Below are 14,046 nucleotides of genomic sequence, written 5' to 3' on the forward strand. Positions count from 1 at the left end.
AATGACGCGTGGCCAGGACACGTACCCCTCTTGAACCGCAGGTCGACCTGCTGAGCACGGATACCGATGCGCTGCGGCCGCTGGCCGAGCGCATGCGTCCGCGCACCCTGGACGAGATGGTCGGGCAACGGCGCCTGCTGGCGCCGGGCAGCGCGCTGCGGCGCGCGGTCGAGTCCGGCCACGTGCACTCGATGATCCTGTGGGGCCCGCCGGGTTGTGGGAAGACCACGCTTTCGCTGCTGCTGGCGCACTATGCCGATGCCGAATTCAAGGCGATCTCGGCGGTGCTGTCAGGCCTGCCCGAGGTCCGCCAGGTGCTGGCGGAGGCGGCGCAGCGATTCGCAGGCGGGCGCCGCACGGTGCTGTTCGTCGACGAAGTGCACCGGTTCAACAAGGCGCAACAGGACGCCTTCCTGCCGCATATCGAGCGCGGCACCATCCTGTTCGTCGGCGCAACCACCGAAAATCCGTCCTTCGAATTGAACTCTGCGTTGCTGTCGCGCTGCCGCGTGCACGTGATGGAAGCCGTATCGCCGGACGACATCCGCCATGCACTGCGTATGGCGCTCGCGGACACCGAGCGCGGGCTGGGCGAACTGGCGCTGGAGGTCGACGACGCCGCCTTGCTGGAGATCGCCACCGCCGCCGATGGCGACGTGCGCCGTGGCCTGACGCTGCTGGAGATCGCCGCGGAACTCGCCGCCGACGAAGGTGGACGCATCACGCCGCAGACGCTGGCGCAGGTGCTGGCCGACCGCACGCGCCGCTTCGACAAGGGCGGCGAACAGTTCTACGACCAGATCTCGGCATTGCACAAGTCGGTGCGCAGTTCCAATCCGGACGGTGCGGTGTACTGGCTCGCGCGCATGCTGGATGGCGGCTGCGACCCGGCCTATCTCGCGCGGCGGATGACGCGGATGGCGGTCGAAGACATCGGCCTGGCCGATCCGCGCGCCCTGCAGATGGCGATCGATGCGTGGGATACCTACGATCGCCTCGGCAGCCCGGAGGGCGATCTGGCGCTGGCGCAACTGGTGATCTACCTAGCGAGCACCGCCAAATCCAACGCCGGCTACATGGCCTTCAACGCCGCCAAGGCCGATGTCCGCGAGCACGGCACGCAGGACGTGCCGATGCACCTGCGCAATGCGCCGACCAAACTGATGAAGTCGCTCGGCTATGGCACGGGCTACCAGTACGACCACGATGCCGACGGCGGTATCGCGCTGGATCAGACCGCGTTCCCCGATGCGATGGGCGAGCGGGTGTACTACCAGCCGGTGGAGCGCGGCCTGGAAATCAAGCTGAAGGAAAAACTCGACCGCCTGCGCGAGGCCCGCCGCCAGGCGCGCCAGCGGTCCGGTCGCGACGACTGAGTTCGAAGACGAGGCGCGACGCATGCCGGTACAGGCCTGGGTGTGGTGGCAGCAACTGATGCTGGTGATGGCCGGTGGCGCGCTCGGCGCCGCGGCGCGGTTCTGGCTGGGCGGCCTGCTGCTGCGGCAGCTCGGCAGCGGATTTCCGTGGGGCACGTTCGCGGTGAACATGGTCGGCTCGTTCGCCGCCGGGTTCCTCGCCCTCTGGCTCGAAGGACGGGGCCCATCGGCGCTTTACTGGCGCGCCTTCCTCATCGTCGGCGTGCTGGGTGCGCTGACCACCTACTCTGCGCTGATGGTCGAGTGCCTGATGTTCGCGCGGTCGGAGCGGCAGGGTGCCGCCTTCGGCTATCTCGTCGTGACGCTTGTGCTGGGCCTGCTGCTGGTATGGCTGGGCGCGCGCACCGCAGGCGCGATCCGTGCCGCGGCCTGGTGAAGGTCGATTGCCGGAACGATGACCGGACGCCACGCCGGCCAGGGCGCGCCCATGTATGACCGTCCAGGTCTGCCTGCGGACAGACGGTCGCGTCGCTAATGTTTTTTTAACCTGGGTGCCGGAACGCGCTAACGAATCGTGTGCAAGTGTGACCCGCGTCGCTTTTTAGGGGCTTCCCCTGGGCTCCGGAGCGGCCACAAGGAGACTCAACATGTGCACACGCAAGACTCTGATCGCGTCGGCGGTACTGCTGGCGCTCGGCATGACGGGACAGGCCTTCGCCCAGCAGACCAACACCGAGAACGGGACCGGCGATGACATCCTGGTCAATCTCGCTGCGGATATGAGCAACAACAGCACGAACACCGACAACTCCGACAACAGCGACAACTCGGACAATTCGGACAATTCGGACAACAGCGACAACCGTTCCTACGATGGCGACAACCGCGACAACCGCGGGCGCGCCAATGCGGAAGGCTATGGCTCCACGGCCGCGAACAACGGCAGCACGGCGACCTCGACGTTCTCCAACTCGTTCAACCAGAGCAAGGCGGTGGCCGAAACCAAGCTGATCGGGTCGGTGTCCGGCGTGACCGTGCACGACATCGGCAACGTCGCCCAGAACTGGGGCAATGCCAATGGCGGAAGCGGTGGCCGCGGCGGTGCCGGTTACGGCGGCGACGGCTACGGCGGCGAAGCCGGTGGCGGCAGCGGCAGTGGCGGCGATGGCGGCAACGGTGGCGCAGGTGGTGACGGCGGCAGCGGCGGCAGCGCCAGCATCGGCGATGCGACCGCGGGCGACTCGTCCAATGGCAGCGCCAGCATCGGCGACGCGACGGCCGGCAATGGTGGACGCGGCGGCAACGCCGACGACACGCGCGGCGCGAACGGCGGCGACGGCAGTGGCTGGGGCGCGGACGGCAACGCGACCGCGGGCAACGGTCGTGGCCGCGGTGGTGATGCCGGCGGCTGGGGGGGTGACGGCGACGGCGCCAGCGGTGCGTCCGGCGGCGACGCCGGCAGCGTCAGCGGCGACAGTGGCGCAATGGCAGGTGCATCCGGCGGCGATGCCGGTGCAGGCAGCGGTAACGTGCGCGAACGCGGCGCCGGCGACGGCACCAGTGGCGACGGCACGGCGACGGGTGGGGCCGGCACGTCCGGTGATGCCACCGCGACCGGCGGGGCCAGTACTGCAACGGCAGGCGCGGGCACCTCCGGCGACGGCACGGGCACCGGTGGCGACGGTTCCGGTACGGGCGGTGCAGGTTCCGGCACGGGCGGCGACGCGACCGCGACCGGCGGTGCGGGCAACGGCTGGGGCGGTGCAGGCGGCAGCGTGACGGCGACCGCAGGCAACGGCGGTGCCGGTGGCGATGCCAGCAACGGCGATGCCACCAACGGCAGTGCCTCGTCCAGCGCGAGCAATGGCGATGCCACGGCCGGCAACGGCGCCAGTGGCGCGGTCGGTGCGACCGGCGGCGCAGGCGGCGTGGGCAATGGCGGCGACGGCATGGGCGGCGACGGCAACGGCGGCGTCGGCAACGGCGCGACCGGCGGTGCGGGCGGCGCAGGTGGTTCCGTGGCGGTCGATGCCGGCACGTTCGACATGTCCAACAACATGACGAGCGTCGGCCAGTCCGCCGCCGGCATCATGGTGGCCGCGCAGAACAGCGGCATGGCCTCGCTGATTCAGCAGGGCATCACTGTCCAGGCGAACCTGACCGTAGGCCCATAAGCGCTCCGCAGACGTCCCGGCTCCACCGCCGGGACGTTCCGCGTGGGCGACGGTGTCCTGCAGGACGCGGGACACCGCACTGCCGCGCGGCGGACGCATGTCGAAGGAGACCGACCATGCTTACGCACCAGCAGGCCAGGCTGCGCTTCGCAACCTGGGGAATGTTCGCCGTCGCGTTCGGCGCAGCGGCGCAGGACACCGCCACACCGATAGACACGCCACCCCCGGTGGCCACCATGCCGGCGCCGGAGGTACCCGTCGCGGAGGTCAGCGAGCTCGGACACCCCGTCGCGATGGGGCGGCTGTCGACGATGCGCGGCGGCGACGCCAGCCAGACGGAAAATCTGATCGATGTCGACGGCTCCGTCGACGACAACACCGCCCACCACATCACCAGCGGGTCGAACAGCATCGCCGACGGTGCATTCAACAATGCCAGCGGCATCAACACGGTGATCCAGAACACCGGCAGCAACGTGCTGATCCAGAACGCGATGATCGTGACCGTCGATTTCGCCGGCGGTCCGCAATGAAACGTGGCACGCGACGCTGGCGTTGGCCCGTCTACGCCGCGCTGGCCTGCGCGTTCGCCGGGTTGGGCGGTGCGTCGGCCGCGACCAGCGACCTGCGCGTGCCCGGGGGCGCCTACAGCGTGCGGCTGACCAGCCTCAAGGAAGCCCGCTTCAAGACCACGCTGCCGCAGCAGTACGACTTCAGCTGCGGCTCGGCGGCCACCGCGACGCTGCTGACGCACCAGTACGGCCATCCCGTCAGCGAGGTCGACGTGTTCGTGCAGATGTACAACAACGGCGACCAGGCACTCATCCGCAAGGAAGGATTCTCGCTGCTGGACATGCGCCGCTACCTGCGCTCGAAGGGCTACGAAGCCGACGGTTTCGAGCTGCCGCTCGACAAGCTGCAGGAAGAGGGCGTACCCGCCATCGTCCTGCTCAACGACCGTGGCTACCGGCATTTCGTGGTGGTCAAAGGCCTGCGCGACGGCCGCGTACTGCTGGGCGATCCAGCCCGCGGAACACGCGCGATGCCGCGTTCGCGCTTCGAGACGTTGTGGGACAACCGGGTGATGTTCGTCGTGCACAACCGGCGCGAACGCGCCCGCTTCAACCAGGCCAGCGACTGGAAGACCGCACCCCCGGCGCCGCTCGACATGGGAATCCAGCGCGATGGCCTGCGCAACATCACCGTGCCCAGGCGTGGTCCGGGAGACATCTGACATGGACGGGAAACGACGCGCAGCACGACGCATGGCACTCCTGCTCGCCGTCCTGCTGGTACCGGTGGGTGCACGTGGGCACGGCGGCGACCTCGGCAGCGACTGGCAGCCGGTGGATCCTGCGCGGCTGGCGCAGATGCGCGGCGGCTTCCAGATGCCGACCGGCATGATGCTGTCGTTCGGCATCGAACGCGTCGTCTTCCTCAATGGCGAACTGACCGCGCGCATCGCGGTGCAGGTTCCGGACGTGGCGCGCATCACACCGGAACAGGCGCAGGCGCTGGCCGAGTTCAATCGGGGACTCGTCGTGCAGATCGGCGACGGCAACCGCTTCGACCCCGCGCAGGTCGCGGGTGGACTGGTGATCCAGAACACCCTCGACGGGCAGGACATCCGCACCGTCACCCGCATCGACGTAGGCGTCGACACGCTGGGGGCATACCAGAACCTCAATGCCGGCAGCGCGCTCACCGATGCGCTGATCCGCTCGCCCGGCGGGCCCTGACGCGCGTCTCGCGCCGTCCACCGCGACCATCGCACACGACAAGGGGAACATCATGAAAGGGACGTCTCTGATCGAGGTCGCACCGCTGGCACTGGCGGTCGGACTGGGCGTGCAGGCCGGGCAGGCGAGGGCGCAGGATGTCCCGCTGCCGGCGACGCAGGCACCCCCGGTGCCGACCCAGCCGTACGAAATCACGGCTGATGCGCGGTTGGATGCCCTGCAGCGGCAGCTCAACGAGCAGACCCAACGCCTGCAGCAGATGCGCGAGCTGATGCAGGCGCAGGAGCAGCAGATCTTCAGCCTGCAGAACGCGTTGAACGACGAGATCCTGGCCAACGCGCGTGCGCGCGGCGCGCCCGCGCCGGTCATCGTGCCCTCATTGAACCAGGCCCCGACGTTCCGCGATGCGCCTGCGGGTTCGCCTACCTACATCGTCGTCGGTCCCGCGCCGGCGCCGGGTTCCACACCGGAGACGGGCGGCACTTCGCCTGCCTACGACACCGGCACGCAGGTGGCCCAGGCCGCTGCGCCGGCACGCAATCCGCAGGGCGCACAGGCGCAGACCACGTCCGGCGATGCACAGGCGCCGCAGCGCGTGGGGCAGGCGCCGGAGAGCGATTCGCGGCCGCCGGAGGTGGCGCAGATCTTCGACCAGCCCGGCGTGCTGACGCCTAAGGGCAAGCTGGTGGTGGAGCCGGCCATCCAGTACGGCTACTCGGCGAACGACCGGGTGGCGCTGGTGGGCTACACCATCATTCCGGCGATCCTGATCGGCCTGATCGATGTACGCCAGGTCAAGACCACCACCGCGGTCGCCACGCTGACCGGACGTTACGGCGTCAGTCGGCGCATGGAAGTGGAAGCCAAGCTGCCTTACGTCTACATCCACAGCGATACGGTCAGCCGCGAGATCTTTACCGGCTCCGCGCAGGACCGTGTGTTCAATGCGCGCGGCAGCGGCCTGGGCGACGTGGAACTGACCGGCCGCTACCAGCTCAACCGCGGCGGCGCCGACAAGCCGTTCTACATCGGCTGGCTGCGCTACAAGAGCCGCACGGGCCGCGACCTGTTCGACGTGACCACCGACTGCGTGACCCGCTGCGTCGCCAATACCACCGGCACCGGCCTGCCGCTGGACCTGCCCACCGGCAGCGGCTTCAACGCGATACAGCCCGGCATCACCTGGCTGTACCCGTCCGATCCGGTCGTGTTCTTCGGCAGCCTCAGCTACCTGCACAACTTCAAGCGCAGCGACGTATCGCGGCGCGTGCTGGGCGGCCAGACCGAGTTCCTCGGCGACATCAAGGCCGGCGACATCCTCGGCTTCAACCTCGGCATGGGCCTGGCGCTCAACGAGAAAGCGGCCATCAGCATCGGCTATGACACCAGCATCGTCGACAAGACCCAGCAGAACGGCGAGGACGTCGCGGGTGCCGTGCGAACCACGCTGGGCACGCTGCTGCTGGGTGGCACCTACCGCTTCAGCGACCGCATGTCGCTCAACGTGGCGCTGGGCGTGGGCATCACCCGCGACACGCCCGACATGACGTTCACCGCGCGCGTGCCGATCAACTTCTGACCACGGCGTGTCAGCCGGGCCGGCCCTGCCACCACAGCCACAGGGCCACCGCCAGCATCAGCCATTCGACTGCGGCCAACACCAACGTGGTGGTCTCCACCGGCCACCAGCGCACCAGGCCGATGCTGCGGAAAAGCACGATCGGGACGTACAGGGCGAGGGCCAGCACAAGGCCCGTACGCATCTGCTGGCTCCATGCGAACCAGGCGAACAGGATGGCCAGTCCCAGTTGCAGGCCGCCGTAGATCGTCAGGTATTCCACCTGTCCGGAGCGGCTGAGCGAGGTATAGCCCACCGCGGCCGCGGTGCGCGCCGGTGCGACCGTGCACCAGACGGCGAGCAGCAGGTAGACCAGGGCATTGAGGTAGAGATAGGCCGTCGCCATGGAATCATTCCTGGGGGGATGTCCGTCTTCATGCAGGGTCAGCGGTGACGGGCCGGTGAAAGCGGGACGAATCCCGACGGCCTGCTGCGGGATGCGCCGATACCCGGCGGTGGACCACGCCCGGATGCTGCAGGCGACTTCCCGCAGGAGCCGCTCATGCCGAACCCATTCCCGAACGCCTGGCGCATCGTGCTGGCCTGCGTCCTCTGCCTGGCCCATTCGCCCGCATGGAGCAGCGGCACCATCCACAAATGCGCGGGCCCCGATGGCCAGTCGTCCTACCAGTCTACGCCCTGCGCGCCTACGCAGCGCACCGAATGGGTTCGTGATTATCCGGTGGCACCATCGCCGCCTGCCGCGCCTGCTACGGCTGCATCTGCGCCACGACCGGCGAACAGAGAGGGTCGCCCGCGCGCGGCCACGCGCAGCACCGGACGCCGGCAACGGGCCGTGCAGGGCGCGGTGATTTCACTCCACAAGGATCCAGCCGCGTGCGCGCGCGCGAAGAAGTCGCGCGACCAGGCCTACGCCCGCCTGGGCCTGAAGCGCGACTTCGCAACGAGCCGGAAACTCGATGACCGCGTCAACGAGGCCTGCCGCTGACGGTCACCGATCAGACCGTCCGTGAGAACCGGGGTGCGTCCGGGGCAGGCGTCGCGGGCAGGTAGCGGTCGAAGCACATGGCGATCACGCGCAGCAGCAGCCGGCCTTTCGGCGTGGCCTGGAAGCCGACCCGTGTGAACGTAAGCAGGCCATCGTCGGCCAGCGCCTGCAGCCGGGGCAGGGCGTCGGCGAAGTACTCCGCGAATTCGATGTCGAAGCGCTTGCCGATGCGCGCGAAGTCGAGTCGCCCGTGGCACATGAGCTCCTGGATCACATCCGCCCGCAGCACGTCGTCGCGCTCCAGCGGCATTCCGCGCCAGACCGGCAGCCGGCCATCGTCGATGGCGCGCTCCCAACTGGCGATATCGCGTGGATTCTGGCTGAAGCTGTCGCCGATGTGGCTGATGGCGCTGACGCCGAAACCGAGCAGGTCGCTCTGCGCGTGCGTCGTGTAGCCCATGAAGTTCCGGTGCAGGCCGCCGCGCTCCTGCGCACGCGCCAGGTCGTCGTCCGGCAGCGCGAAGTGATCCATCCCGATGTAGACATAGCCGGCAGCCACCAGACGTTCGATCGCGCATTGCAGCAGCGCGAGCTTCTCTTCCGGCGCGGGAAGGTCGTCGGCCGCGATCCGCTGCTGCGGTTTGAACAGCTGCGGCAGATGCGCGTAGCTGTACACCGCGATCCGGTCGGGACGCGCGCCGACCACGATGTCCAGGGTGCGCTCGAACCCGGCACGCGTCTGCTTCGGCAGACCGTAGATCAGATCGATGTTGACCGAGCGCATGCCGTGGTCGCGGCACGCGGCGACGATGGCGAGCGTCTCGTTCACGCTCTGCACCCGATTGACGGCTTTCTGCACCTTGGGATCGAAGTCCTGCACGCCCAGGCTCGCACGGTTGAAACCTACGCGCGCCAGTTCGCCGATGTCCGCGGGCGTGACGAAGCGTGGATCCAGTTCGATGGAGAAGTCCATGGTGCCGTCGGTGGAGAAGCTGAACTGGCTGCGCAGCTCCGCCACGCAATCCGCGATCTGCGCCGGCGTCAGGAAGTTGGGCGTGCCGCCGCCGAAGTGCAGCTGCACCACCGGACGGCCGCTGTCGAACAGCGGCGCCATGCGCGCGATCTCGCGGTACAGGTAGTCCAGATAAAGCTCGCCGCGCGCCTTGTCGCGCGTGATCACCCGGTTGCAGCCGCAGTAGAAGCAGGGGCTGGTGCAGAACGGCACGTGCACGTACAACGACAACGGGCGGGCATGTTCCCGACGGTTGGTGGCGGCGGCATGGTCGCGCAGTTGCTCGGCACCGAATCCCGCACTGAACTGGGGTGCCGTCGGGTAGGAGGTGTAGCGCGGTCCCGGCGTGTCGTAGCGCCGCAGCAGGTCCGCATCGAACAGCGGGGAAGGAGAGACGATGCCCATGGCGCACAGGCTAGGACGCGCGCCCCGCTGCCGCATTGATCGGGATCAATTCACCCGTGAATCGTGCGGCCTGGCCTCGGGCGCATCGGGGATCTCGGGCAGCATCTCCAGCGCGGCCGGCGTGGTGCGGAGCATCGGATGGAACCTGCCCGCATGCAGCAGCTCCCGCACCTTGAACAGGCGACGGCCGCCCGCCACCAATGCCAGCACGCCCAGCGTACCGGCGAAGAACAGCGGCAGCGCCGAGGGACCCGACCACTGCATCAGCGCCCCCGCCACGGCAGGACCGATGGCGGCACCGATGCCGTTGAGCAGCAGCAGTGCACTGCAACCGGCCAGCAACTGCTCCGCCGGCAGGCGCTCCAGCAGGTGCGCGACGGCCAGCGGATACAGCGCGAACGCCAGTCCACCGAACAGGAAGAACAGGGCATGCGCCTGCGCATCGAAACGCAGCGCGAGCAGCGCGGTAGCCGCACCGGCTGCAGCGACCAGGGCCAGCGTGCTGCGCCGGTCGCCACGATCGGAGAGGCGGCCGATCGGCAGCTGCAATGCGGCACCGCCAACGATGGTGACCGCCATGAACGTGCCGATTCCGGCCCGGTCGAGGCCAAGCGAGGCGGCATACACCGCGCCCATGCCCCAGAACGCACCCAGCGCCAGTCCGGCAAGCACCGCGCCCGCCGCAGCACTCGGCGCGACGCGACAGATCTGCAGCAGATGGATCTTCGGCGCCACCGTCATCACCGGCGGCACCAGACGGGTGGCGCTCACCGGCAGGATCGCGAGCGCAAACAGGATCGCCACCACACTGAACAACACCGCGCTGCGGGGAGGCTGCAGGTCCAGCAGCAACTGGCCAGCGGCCAGCGCCAGCAGCGACACCACCATGTACACGCCGAACACGCGGCTGCGATGCTCCGGTGCGGCCTGCGCGTTCAGCCAGCTCTCGATCACCGTGCACAGGCCCACCAGCGCCATGCCCGTGATCACGCGCAGCAGCATCCAGCCCACCGGCTCCATCCACAGCGGATACACCAGCACCGCGGCGGCGGCCAGCGCGGCATGGAAGGCGAACGCGCGGATATGGCCGACGCGGCGGATCAATGGCGGCGCCGTGAACGTGCCGAGGAAGAAGCCGACGAAATAGCCCGACATCACCAGCCCGGTCGTCCGTTCGCCCCATCCCTCGGTCTGGCTGCGCATCGCCAGCAGCGTGCCCAGCAGTCCGTTGCCGCCCAGCAACAGGGCGACACTGGCGAGCAGGGCGGTGATGGGAAGCACGATACGGAGCACGAGGCGGAATCGATACCGGGTCGAGGACGTTCCGCATGCTAGCAACCCCATGCTGAGCGACCGGTTCACATGTGCTGCAGGCGCTTATCGCGCGTGTTGCGCGACGCCATCGGGTATCCTGCTGCGGTATCGGCGACGGCATGCAACGACGGGATGTTCCGATGACTGAGCGCAAGATTCCGGGCATCGACGAGTACGAAGGCGCTGCCGGCGGCTGGGGTGCGCTTGCTGCCGTCGCGCGGGCGGTGAAGAGCCAGATGGCCGTCGGTCGCGAAACCTCGGCCCTGCGCCGCGTCAACCAGCCGACCGGCTTCGATTGCCCGGGCTGCGCTTGGCCCGATCCGAAGCACACCTCGTCGTTCGAATTCTGCGAGAACGGCGCCAAGGCGGTGTCGTGGGAAGCGACCGGCAAGCGGGCGACGCCCGAATTCTTCGCCAGCCACACGCTGGCCGAACTGTGGGAGTGGAGCGACCACGCGCTGGAGGACGAGGGCCGCCTGACGCATCCGATGGTGTACGACGCGGTTGCGGACCGCTACGTGGCGATCAGCTGGGAAGACGCCTTCGCGAAGATCGGCGATGCACTGCGTGCGTTGCCGCATCCCGACACGGCCGAGTTCTATACCTCCGGACGCACGTCCAACGAAGCCGCCTTCCTCTACCAGCTGATGGTGCGCGAGTACGGCACCAACAACTTCCCCGACTGCTCGAACATGTGCCACGAGGCGACCAGCGTCGGCCTGCCGGAATCCATCGGCGTGGGCAAGGGCACGGTGACGCTGGACGACTTCGCGCACTGCGATGCACTTTTCAGCTTCGGCCACAATCCCGGAACGAACCACCCGCGCATGCTGGGCACGCTGCGCGAGGTCTCCAGGCGTGGTGTACCCATCGTCGCGGTGAACCCGCTACGTGAGCGGGGCCTGGAACGCTTCACCTCGCCGCAGCATCCGGCGGAGATGCTGACCAACACCGCCACGCCCATCGCGCAGACCTACTACCAGGTGAAGATCGGCGGCGACCTGGCCTTGCTGAAAGGCATGATGAAGTGGCTGCTGCAGGCCGATGCGGACGATCTCGCCGCCGGTGGCGCGGGCGTGCTCGACCACGCCTTCATCGCTGAGCACACCGAGGGCCTCGATGCCTTGCGCGAGGACCTGGCGCGCACGTCGTGGGACGAGATCGTCGAACATGCCGGCCTGTCGCGCGATGACATCGCTGCGGCCGCGGCCCTCTATGCGAAGGCGGAACGGGTGATCCTCTGCTACGGCATGGGCATGACCCAGCACCGGCGCGGTACGCAGAACGTGCAGCAGATGGCCAATCTGATGCTGCTGCGCGGGAACATCGGCAAGTCCGGCGCCGGCATCGCGCCGATCCGCGGGCATTCCAACGTGCAGGGCGACCGCACCGTCGGCATCACCGAAAAGCCGACGCAGGCGCTGGTCGATGCCATCAAGCAGCGTTACGGCTTCGAGTTCCCGCTGACGCATGGCCACGATGCGGTGGAAGCGGTACGCGCCATCCGCGATGGCCGCTCGCGGGCGCTCGTGTGCATGGGCGGCAACCTCGCCGTCGCGATGCCTGACCCCGAGACGACGATTCCCGCGATGCGCACGCTCGACCTTGCGGTGCATATCGCGACCAAGTTGAACCGCTCGCACCTGATTCCGGCGAAGCAGGCCTTCCTGCTGCCCTGCCTGGGGCGTACCGAGCGCGACGTGCAGGCCAGTGGACTGCAATCGGTGACGGTGGAGGATTCGATGTCGATGGTGCACGCCTCGCAGGGCGGCCTGCCGCCGGCATCGGAGCACCTGCTGTCCGAACCCGCCATCGTTGCCGGCATCGCGAAGGCGACGTTGCCGCAGACGAAGGTGGATTGGGATGGCCTGGTCGGCGACTACGACCGCATCCGCGACGACATCGAAACGGTGTTCCCGATGTTCAGTGACTTCAACCGCCGCGTGCGCGAGCCCGGCGGCTTCCGCCTGTACATCGGTGCATCCGAGCGCGACTGGGGCGCCGGCAGAAAGGCCCGCTTCCTGGTGGCGCCCGGTCTGGACGAAGATCCGGGCGAAGACCGCCACGACCTGCTGACGCTGACCACGATCCGGTCCCATGACCAGTACAACACCACGATCTACGGCTTCGACGACCGCTACCGCGGGGTCAGCGGGCGGCGCGACGTTGTGTTCATGAACCGTCACGACATGCAGGTGCGCGGCCTTCAGCAGGGCGACCGCATCGACGTGGAATCGCACATGTCGCGCGAGAGCGCGGCGACGCGCAAGGTGTCCGGCTTCATCGCGGTGGAGTACGACCTGCCGCGCGGATCGGCCGCGATGTACTACCCGGAAGGCAACCGGCTGGTGCCGCTGGACAGCCACGATCCGCAATCGGGTACGCCGGCCTACAAGTCGATTCCGGTGCGGGTGCGCAAGCTGTCTGTTCCCGATCCGCATGCCGACTGATCGCATCGAGGGCGTGGCGCGGCGCGAGGTCGTCGACGTCACCGGGGGCGTACCGACGACGCGGCACGATCAGTTGGCTGAAGAAGTGCCGCTCGCCATCCGCGCCAACGGCGAACCGCTGGCGGTGATGATGGGCTCACCGTGCGCCCTGGAGGATTTCGCACGCGGCTTCGCGCTGACCGAACTCGGCGTCGCCGGCGATGGTTTGCTGTCGGTCGACGTGCAGACGCTGCTGGAAGGTATCCAGATCGACATCCACACCCGGGAACCGCTGCCGGTGGGTACGGAACGCTGGCTACCCGGCCGCAGCGGCTGCGGCATCTGCGGCAACCGGACCCTGGAAGACGTGGTCAGGCATCCGGACGCGGTGAAGCAGGGGAGCGTCATCGCGTCGTCGGCCCTGGCCGTCGCACTCGCGGAACTGGAAAAGCGTCAGCCCTTGAATGCGGCCACCGGCGCCATCCACGCGGCGGCATGGGCAAGCGTGGACGGCACGCTGATGCTGGTCCGCGAGGATGTGGGCCGCCACAACGCGCTGGACAAGCTGATCGGTGCGATGCTGCACGAAAGCATCGACGCGGCCTCAGGTTTCGCGCTGGTGACCAGTCGTGCGAGCTACGAGATGGTCGCGAAGGCGGCGATGGCCGGCATGCCATTGTTGGCCGCGATATCGGCGCCTACCGCGCTGGCCGTCGACCTGGCGCTGGGATGCGGACTCACGTTGGTGGGCTTCCTGCGCGACGGACGGCATGTGGTCTACAGCCATCCGGAGCGGCTCACGACCCCGTGAGCAGGCAGGGTCGTCAGTAGTAGCCGGCGATGTTGAGGAACCAGCCCTGGTAGTCGTAGTCGAGCTGGGTCAGGTCGCCGCTGAAGTCGGTGAAGTTGTAACCCACGCCGACCTTGAAATGGTCGCTGATCTGGCGGTCCACGCCGACAACCGGACTCGGTAAAACTGTGACTGCATTTCTATGCTCGCGCTCCTTACAGAACAGCCACTTATCCATTC

Annotated in this window: 14 protein-coding genes; 10 read left to right on the forward strand and 4 right to left on the reverse strand. The window is 68.2% G+C overall.

Annotated features, from left to right (window positions below; translation table 11 throughout):
- Nucleotides 1-8: 8 nt before the first annotated feature.
- From ACSQ1W_RS06965 to ACSQ1W_RS06995, 7 genes are all read left to right on the forward strand, one after another.
- Nucleotides 9-1,376: a replication-associated recombination protein A gene (locus tag ACSQ1W_RS06965; RefSeq protein ID WP_436042491.1), complete on the forward strand. Its 1,368-nt coding sequence runs from the start codon at nucleotides 9-11 to the stop codon at nucleotides 1,374-1,376.
- A 22-nt stretch (nucleotides 1,377-1,398) separates the two neighbouring features.
- Nucleotides 1,399-1,812 carry a fluoride efflux transporter CrcB gene (gene crcB, locus ACSQ1W_RS06970; protein ID WP_436042493.1) on the forward strand — a complete coding sequence of 138 codons (414 nt, stop codon included), beginning with the start codon at nucleotides 1,399-1,401 and terminating at the stop codon, nucleotides 1,810-1,812.
- 211 nt (nucleotides 1,813-2,023) lie between these two features.
- Nucleotides 2,024-3,550, forward strand: a complete 1,527-nt coding sequence (locus ACSQ1W_RS06975) for a hypothetical protein (protein WP_192268173.1) — start codon at nucleotides 2,024-2,026, stop codon at nucleotides 3,548-3,550.
- Between the two features lie 116 nt (nucleotides 3,551-3,666).
- Nucleotides 3,667-4,083, forward strand: a complete 417-nt coding sequence (locus ACSQ1W_RS06980; RefSeq protein ID WP_436042495.1) for a hypothetical protein — start codon at nucleotides 3,667-3,669, stop codon at nucleotides 4,081-4,083.
- Nucleotides 4,080-4,784: a C39 family peptidase gene (locus ACSQ1W_RS06985; protein WP_436042497.1), complete on the forward strand. Its 705-nt coding sequence runs from the start codon at nucleotides 4,080-4,082 to the stop codon at nucleotides 4,782-4,784. Before ACSQ1W_RS06980 ends, ACSQ1W_RS06985 begins: the two co-directional genes overlap by 4 nt.
- Before the next feature lie 31 nt (nucleotides 4,785-4,815).
- Complete coding sequence (locus ACSQ1W_RS06990; RefSeq protein ID WP_436042499.1) at nucleotides 4,816-5,289, forward strand: hypothetical protein; 474 nt, start codon at nucleotides 4,816-4,818, stop codon at nucleotides 5,287-5,289.
- Between the two features lie 52 nt (nucleotides 5,290-5,341).
- Nucleotides 5,342-6,868, forward strand: a complete 1,527-nt coding sequence (locus tag ACSQ1W_RS06995) for a transporter (RefSeq protein WP_436042501.1) — start codon at nucleotides 5,342-5,344, stop codon at nucleotides 6,866-6,868.
- Nucleotides 6,869-6,878: 10 nt separating this feature from the next.
- Here ACSQ1W_RS06995 and ACSQ1W_RS07000 read toward each other — a convergent pair whose 3' ends face one another.
- Entirely contained in the window at nucleotides 6,879-7,253 is a 375-nt protein-coding gene (locus tag ACSQ1W_RS07000) for a DUF4345 domain-containing protein (protein ID WP_436042503.1), read from the reverse strand.
- Between the two features lie 156 nt (nucleotides 7,254-7,409).
- Between ACSQ1W_RS07000 and ACSQ1W_RS07005 the strand changes: the two genes are divergently transcribed.
- A complete protein-coding gene (locus tag ACSQ1W_RS07005; protein ID WP_436042505.1) occupies nucleotides 7,410-7,856 on the forward strand; it encodes a hypothetical protein in 447 nt (148 codons plus the stop codon).
- Between the two features lie 10 nt (nucleotides 7,857-7,866).
- Here the strand turns inward: ACSQ1W_RS07005 and hemN are convergent, their stop codons facing one another.
- Complete coding sequence (hemN, locus tag ACSQ1W_RS07010) at nucleotides 7,867-9,273, reverse strand: oxygen-independent coproporphyrinogen III oxidase (protein WP_436042507.1); 1,407 nt, start codon at nucleotides 9,271-9,273, stop codon at nucleotides 7,867-7,869.
- A 45-nt stretch (nucleotides 9,274-9,318) separates the two neighbouring features.
- Nucleotides 9,319-10,554: an MFS transporter gene (locus ACSQ1W_RS07015; protein WP_436046133.1), complete on the reverse strand. Its 1,236-nt coding sequence runs from the start codon at nucleotides 10,552-10,554 to the stop codon at nucleotides 9,319-9,321.
- Nucleotides 10,555-10,727: 173 nt separating this feature from the next.
- Between ACSQ1W_RS07015 and ACSQ1W_RS07020 the strand changes: the two genes are divergently transcribed.
- Entirely contained in the window at nucleotides 10,728-13,037 is a 2,310-nt protein-coding gene (locus ACSQ1W_RS07020; protein WP_436042509.1) for an FdhF/YdeP family oxidoreductase, read from the forward strand.
- Nucleotides 13,021-13,827 (forward strand): formate dehydrogenase accessory sulfurtransferase FdhD, encoded by an 807-nt coding sequence (gene fdhD / locus ACSQ1W_RS07025; protein ID WP_436046135.1) that lies wholly within the window; start codon nucleotides 13,021-13,023, stop codon nucleotides 13,825-13,827. Before ACSQ1W_RS07020 ends, fdhD begins: the two co-directional genes overlap by 17 nt.
- 13 nt (nucleotides 13,828-13,840) lie before the next feature.
- Here the strand turns inward: fdhD and ACSQ1W_RS07030 are convergent, their stop codons facing one another.
- Nucleotides 13,841-13,969 carry a hypothetical protein gene (locus ACSQ1W_RS07030; RefSeq protein ID WP_436042511.1) on the reverse strand — a complete coding sequence of 43 codons (129 nt, stop codon included), beginning with the start codon at nucleotides 13,967-13,969 and terminating at the stop codon, nucleotides 13,841-13,843.
- Between the last annotated feature and the right edge of the window lie 77 nt (nucleotides 13,970-14,046).

This window comes from Pseudoxanthomonas sp. LjRoot143 (genome assembly GCF_964252945.1).
Classification (GTDB): domain Bacteria; phylum Pseudomonadota; class Gammaproteobacteria; order Xanthomonadales; family Xanthomonadaceae; genus Pseudoxanthomonas_A.

Excerpts from the sequence above, each read along its gene's own strand:
- hemN (WP_436042507.1), bottom strand. The coding sequence starts at position 9,273 with ATGGGCATCGTCTCTCCTTCCCCGCTGTTCGATGCGGACCTGCTGCGG.
- ACSQ1W_RS07005 (WP_436042505.1), top strand. The coding sequence starts at position 7,410 with ATGCCGAACCCATTCCCGAACGCCTGGCGCATCGTGCTGGCCTGCGTC.
- ACSQ1W_RS07000 (WP_436042503.1), bottom strand. The coding sequence starts at position 7,253 with ATGGCGACGGCCTATCTCTACCTCAATGCCCTGGTCTACCTGCTGCTC.
- ACSQ1W_RS06990 (WP_436042499.1), top strand. The coding sequence starts at position 4,816 with ATGGCACTCCTGCTCGCCGTCCTGCTGGTACCGGTGGGTGCACGTGGG.
- ACSQ1W_RS06975 (WP_192268173.1), top strand. The coding sequence starts at position 2,024 with ATGTGCACACGCAAGACTCTGATCGCGTCGGCGGTACTGCTGGCGCTC.
- ACSQ1W_RS07020 (WP_436042509.1), top strand. The coding sequence starts at position 10,728 with ATGACTGAGCGCAAGATTCCGGGCATCGACGAGTACGAAGGCGCTGCC.
- ACSQ1W_RS06985 (WP_436042497.1), top strand. The coding sequence starts at position 4,080 with ATGAAACGTGGCACGCGACGCTGGCGTTGGCCCGTCTACGCCGCGCTG.
- ACSQ1W_RS06995 (WP_436042501.1), top strand. The coding sequence starts at position 5,342 with ATGAAAGGGACGTCTCTGATCGAGGTCGCACCGCTGGCACTGGCGGTC.
- ACSQ1W_RS06980 (WP_436042495.1), top strand. The coding sequence starts at position 3,667 with ATGCTTACGCACCAGCAGGCCAGGCTGCGCTTCGCAACCTGGGGAATG.
- crcB (WP_436042493.1), top strand. The coding sequence starts at position 1,399 with ATGCCGGTACAGGCCTGGGTGTGGTGGCAGCAACTGATGCTGGTGATG.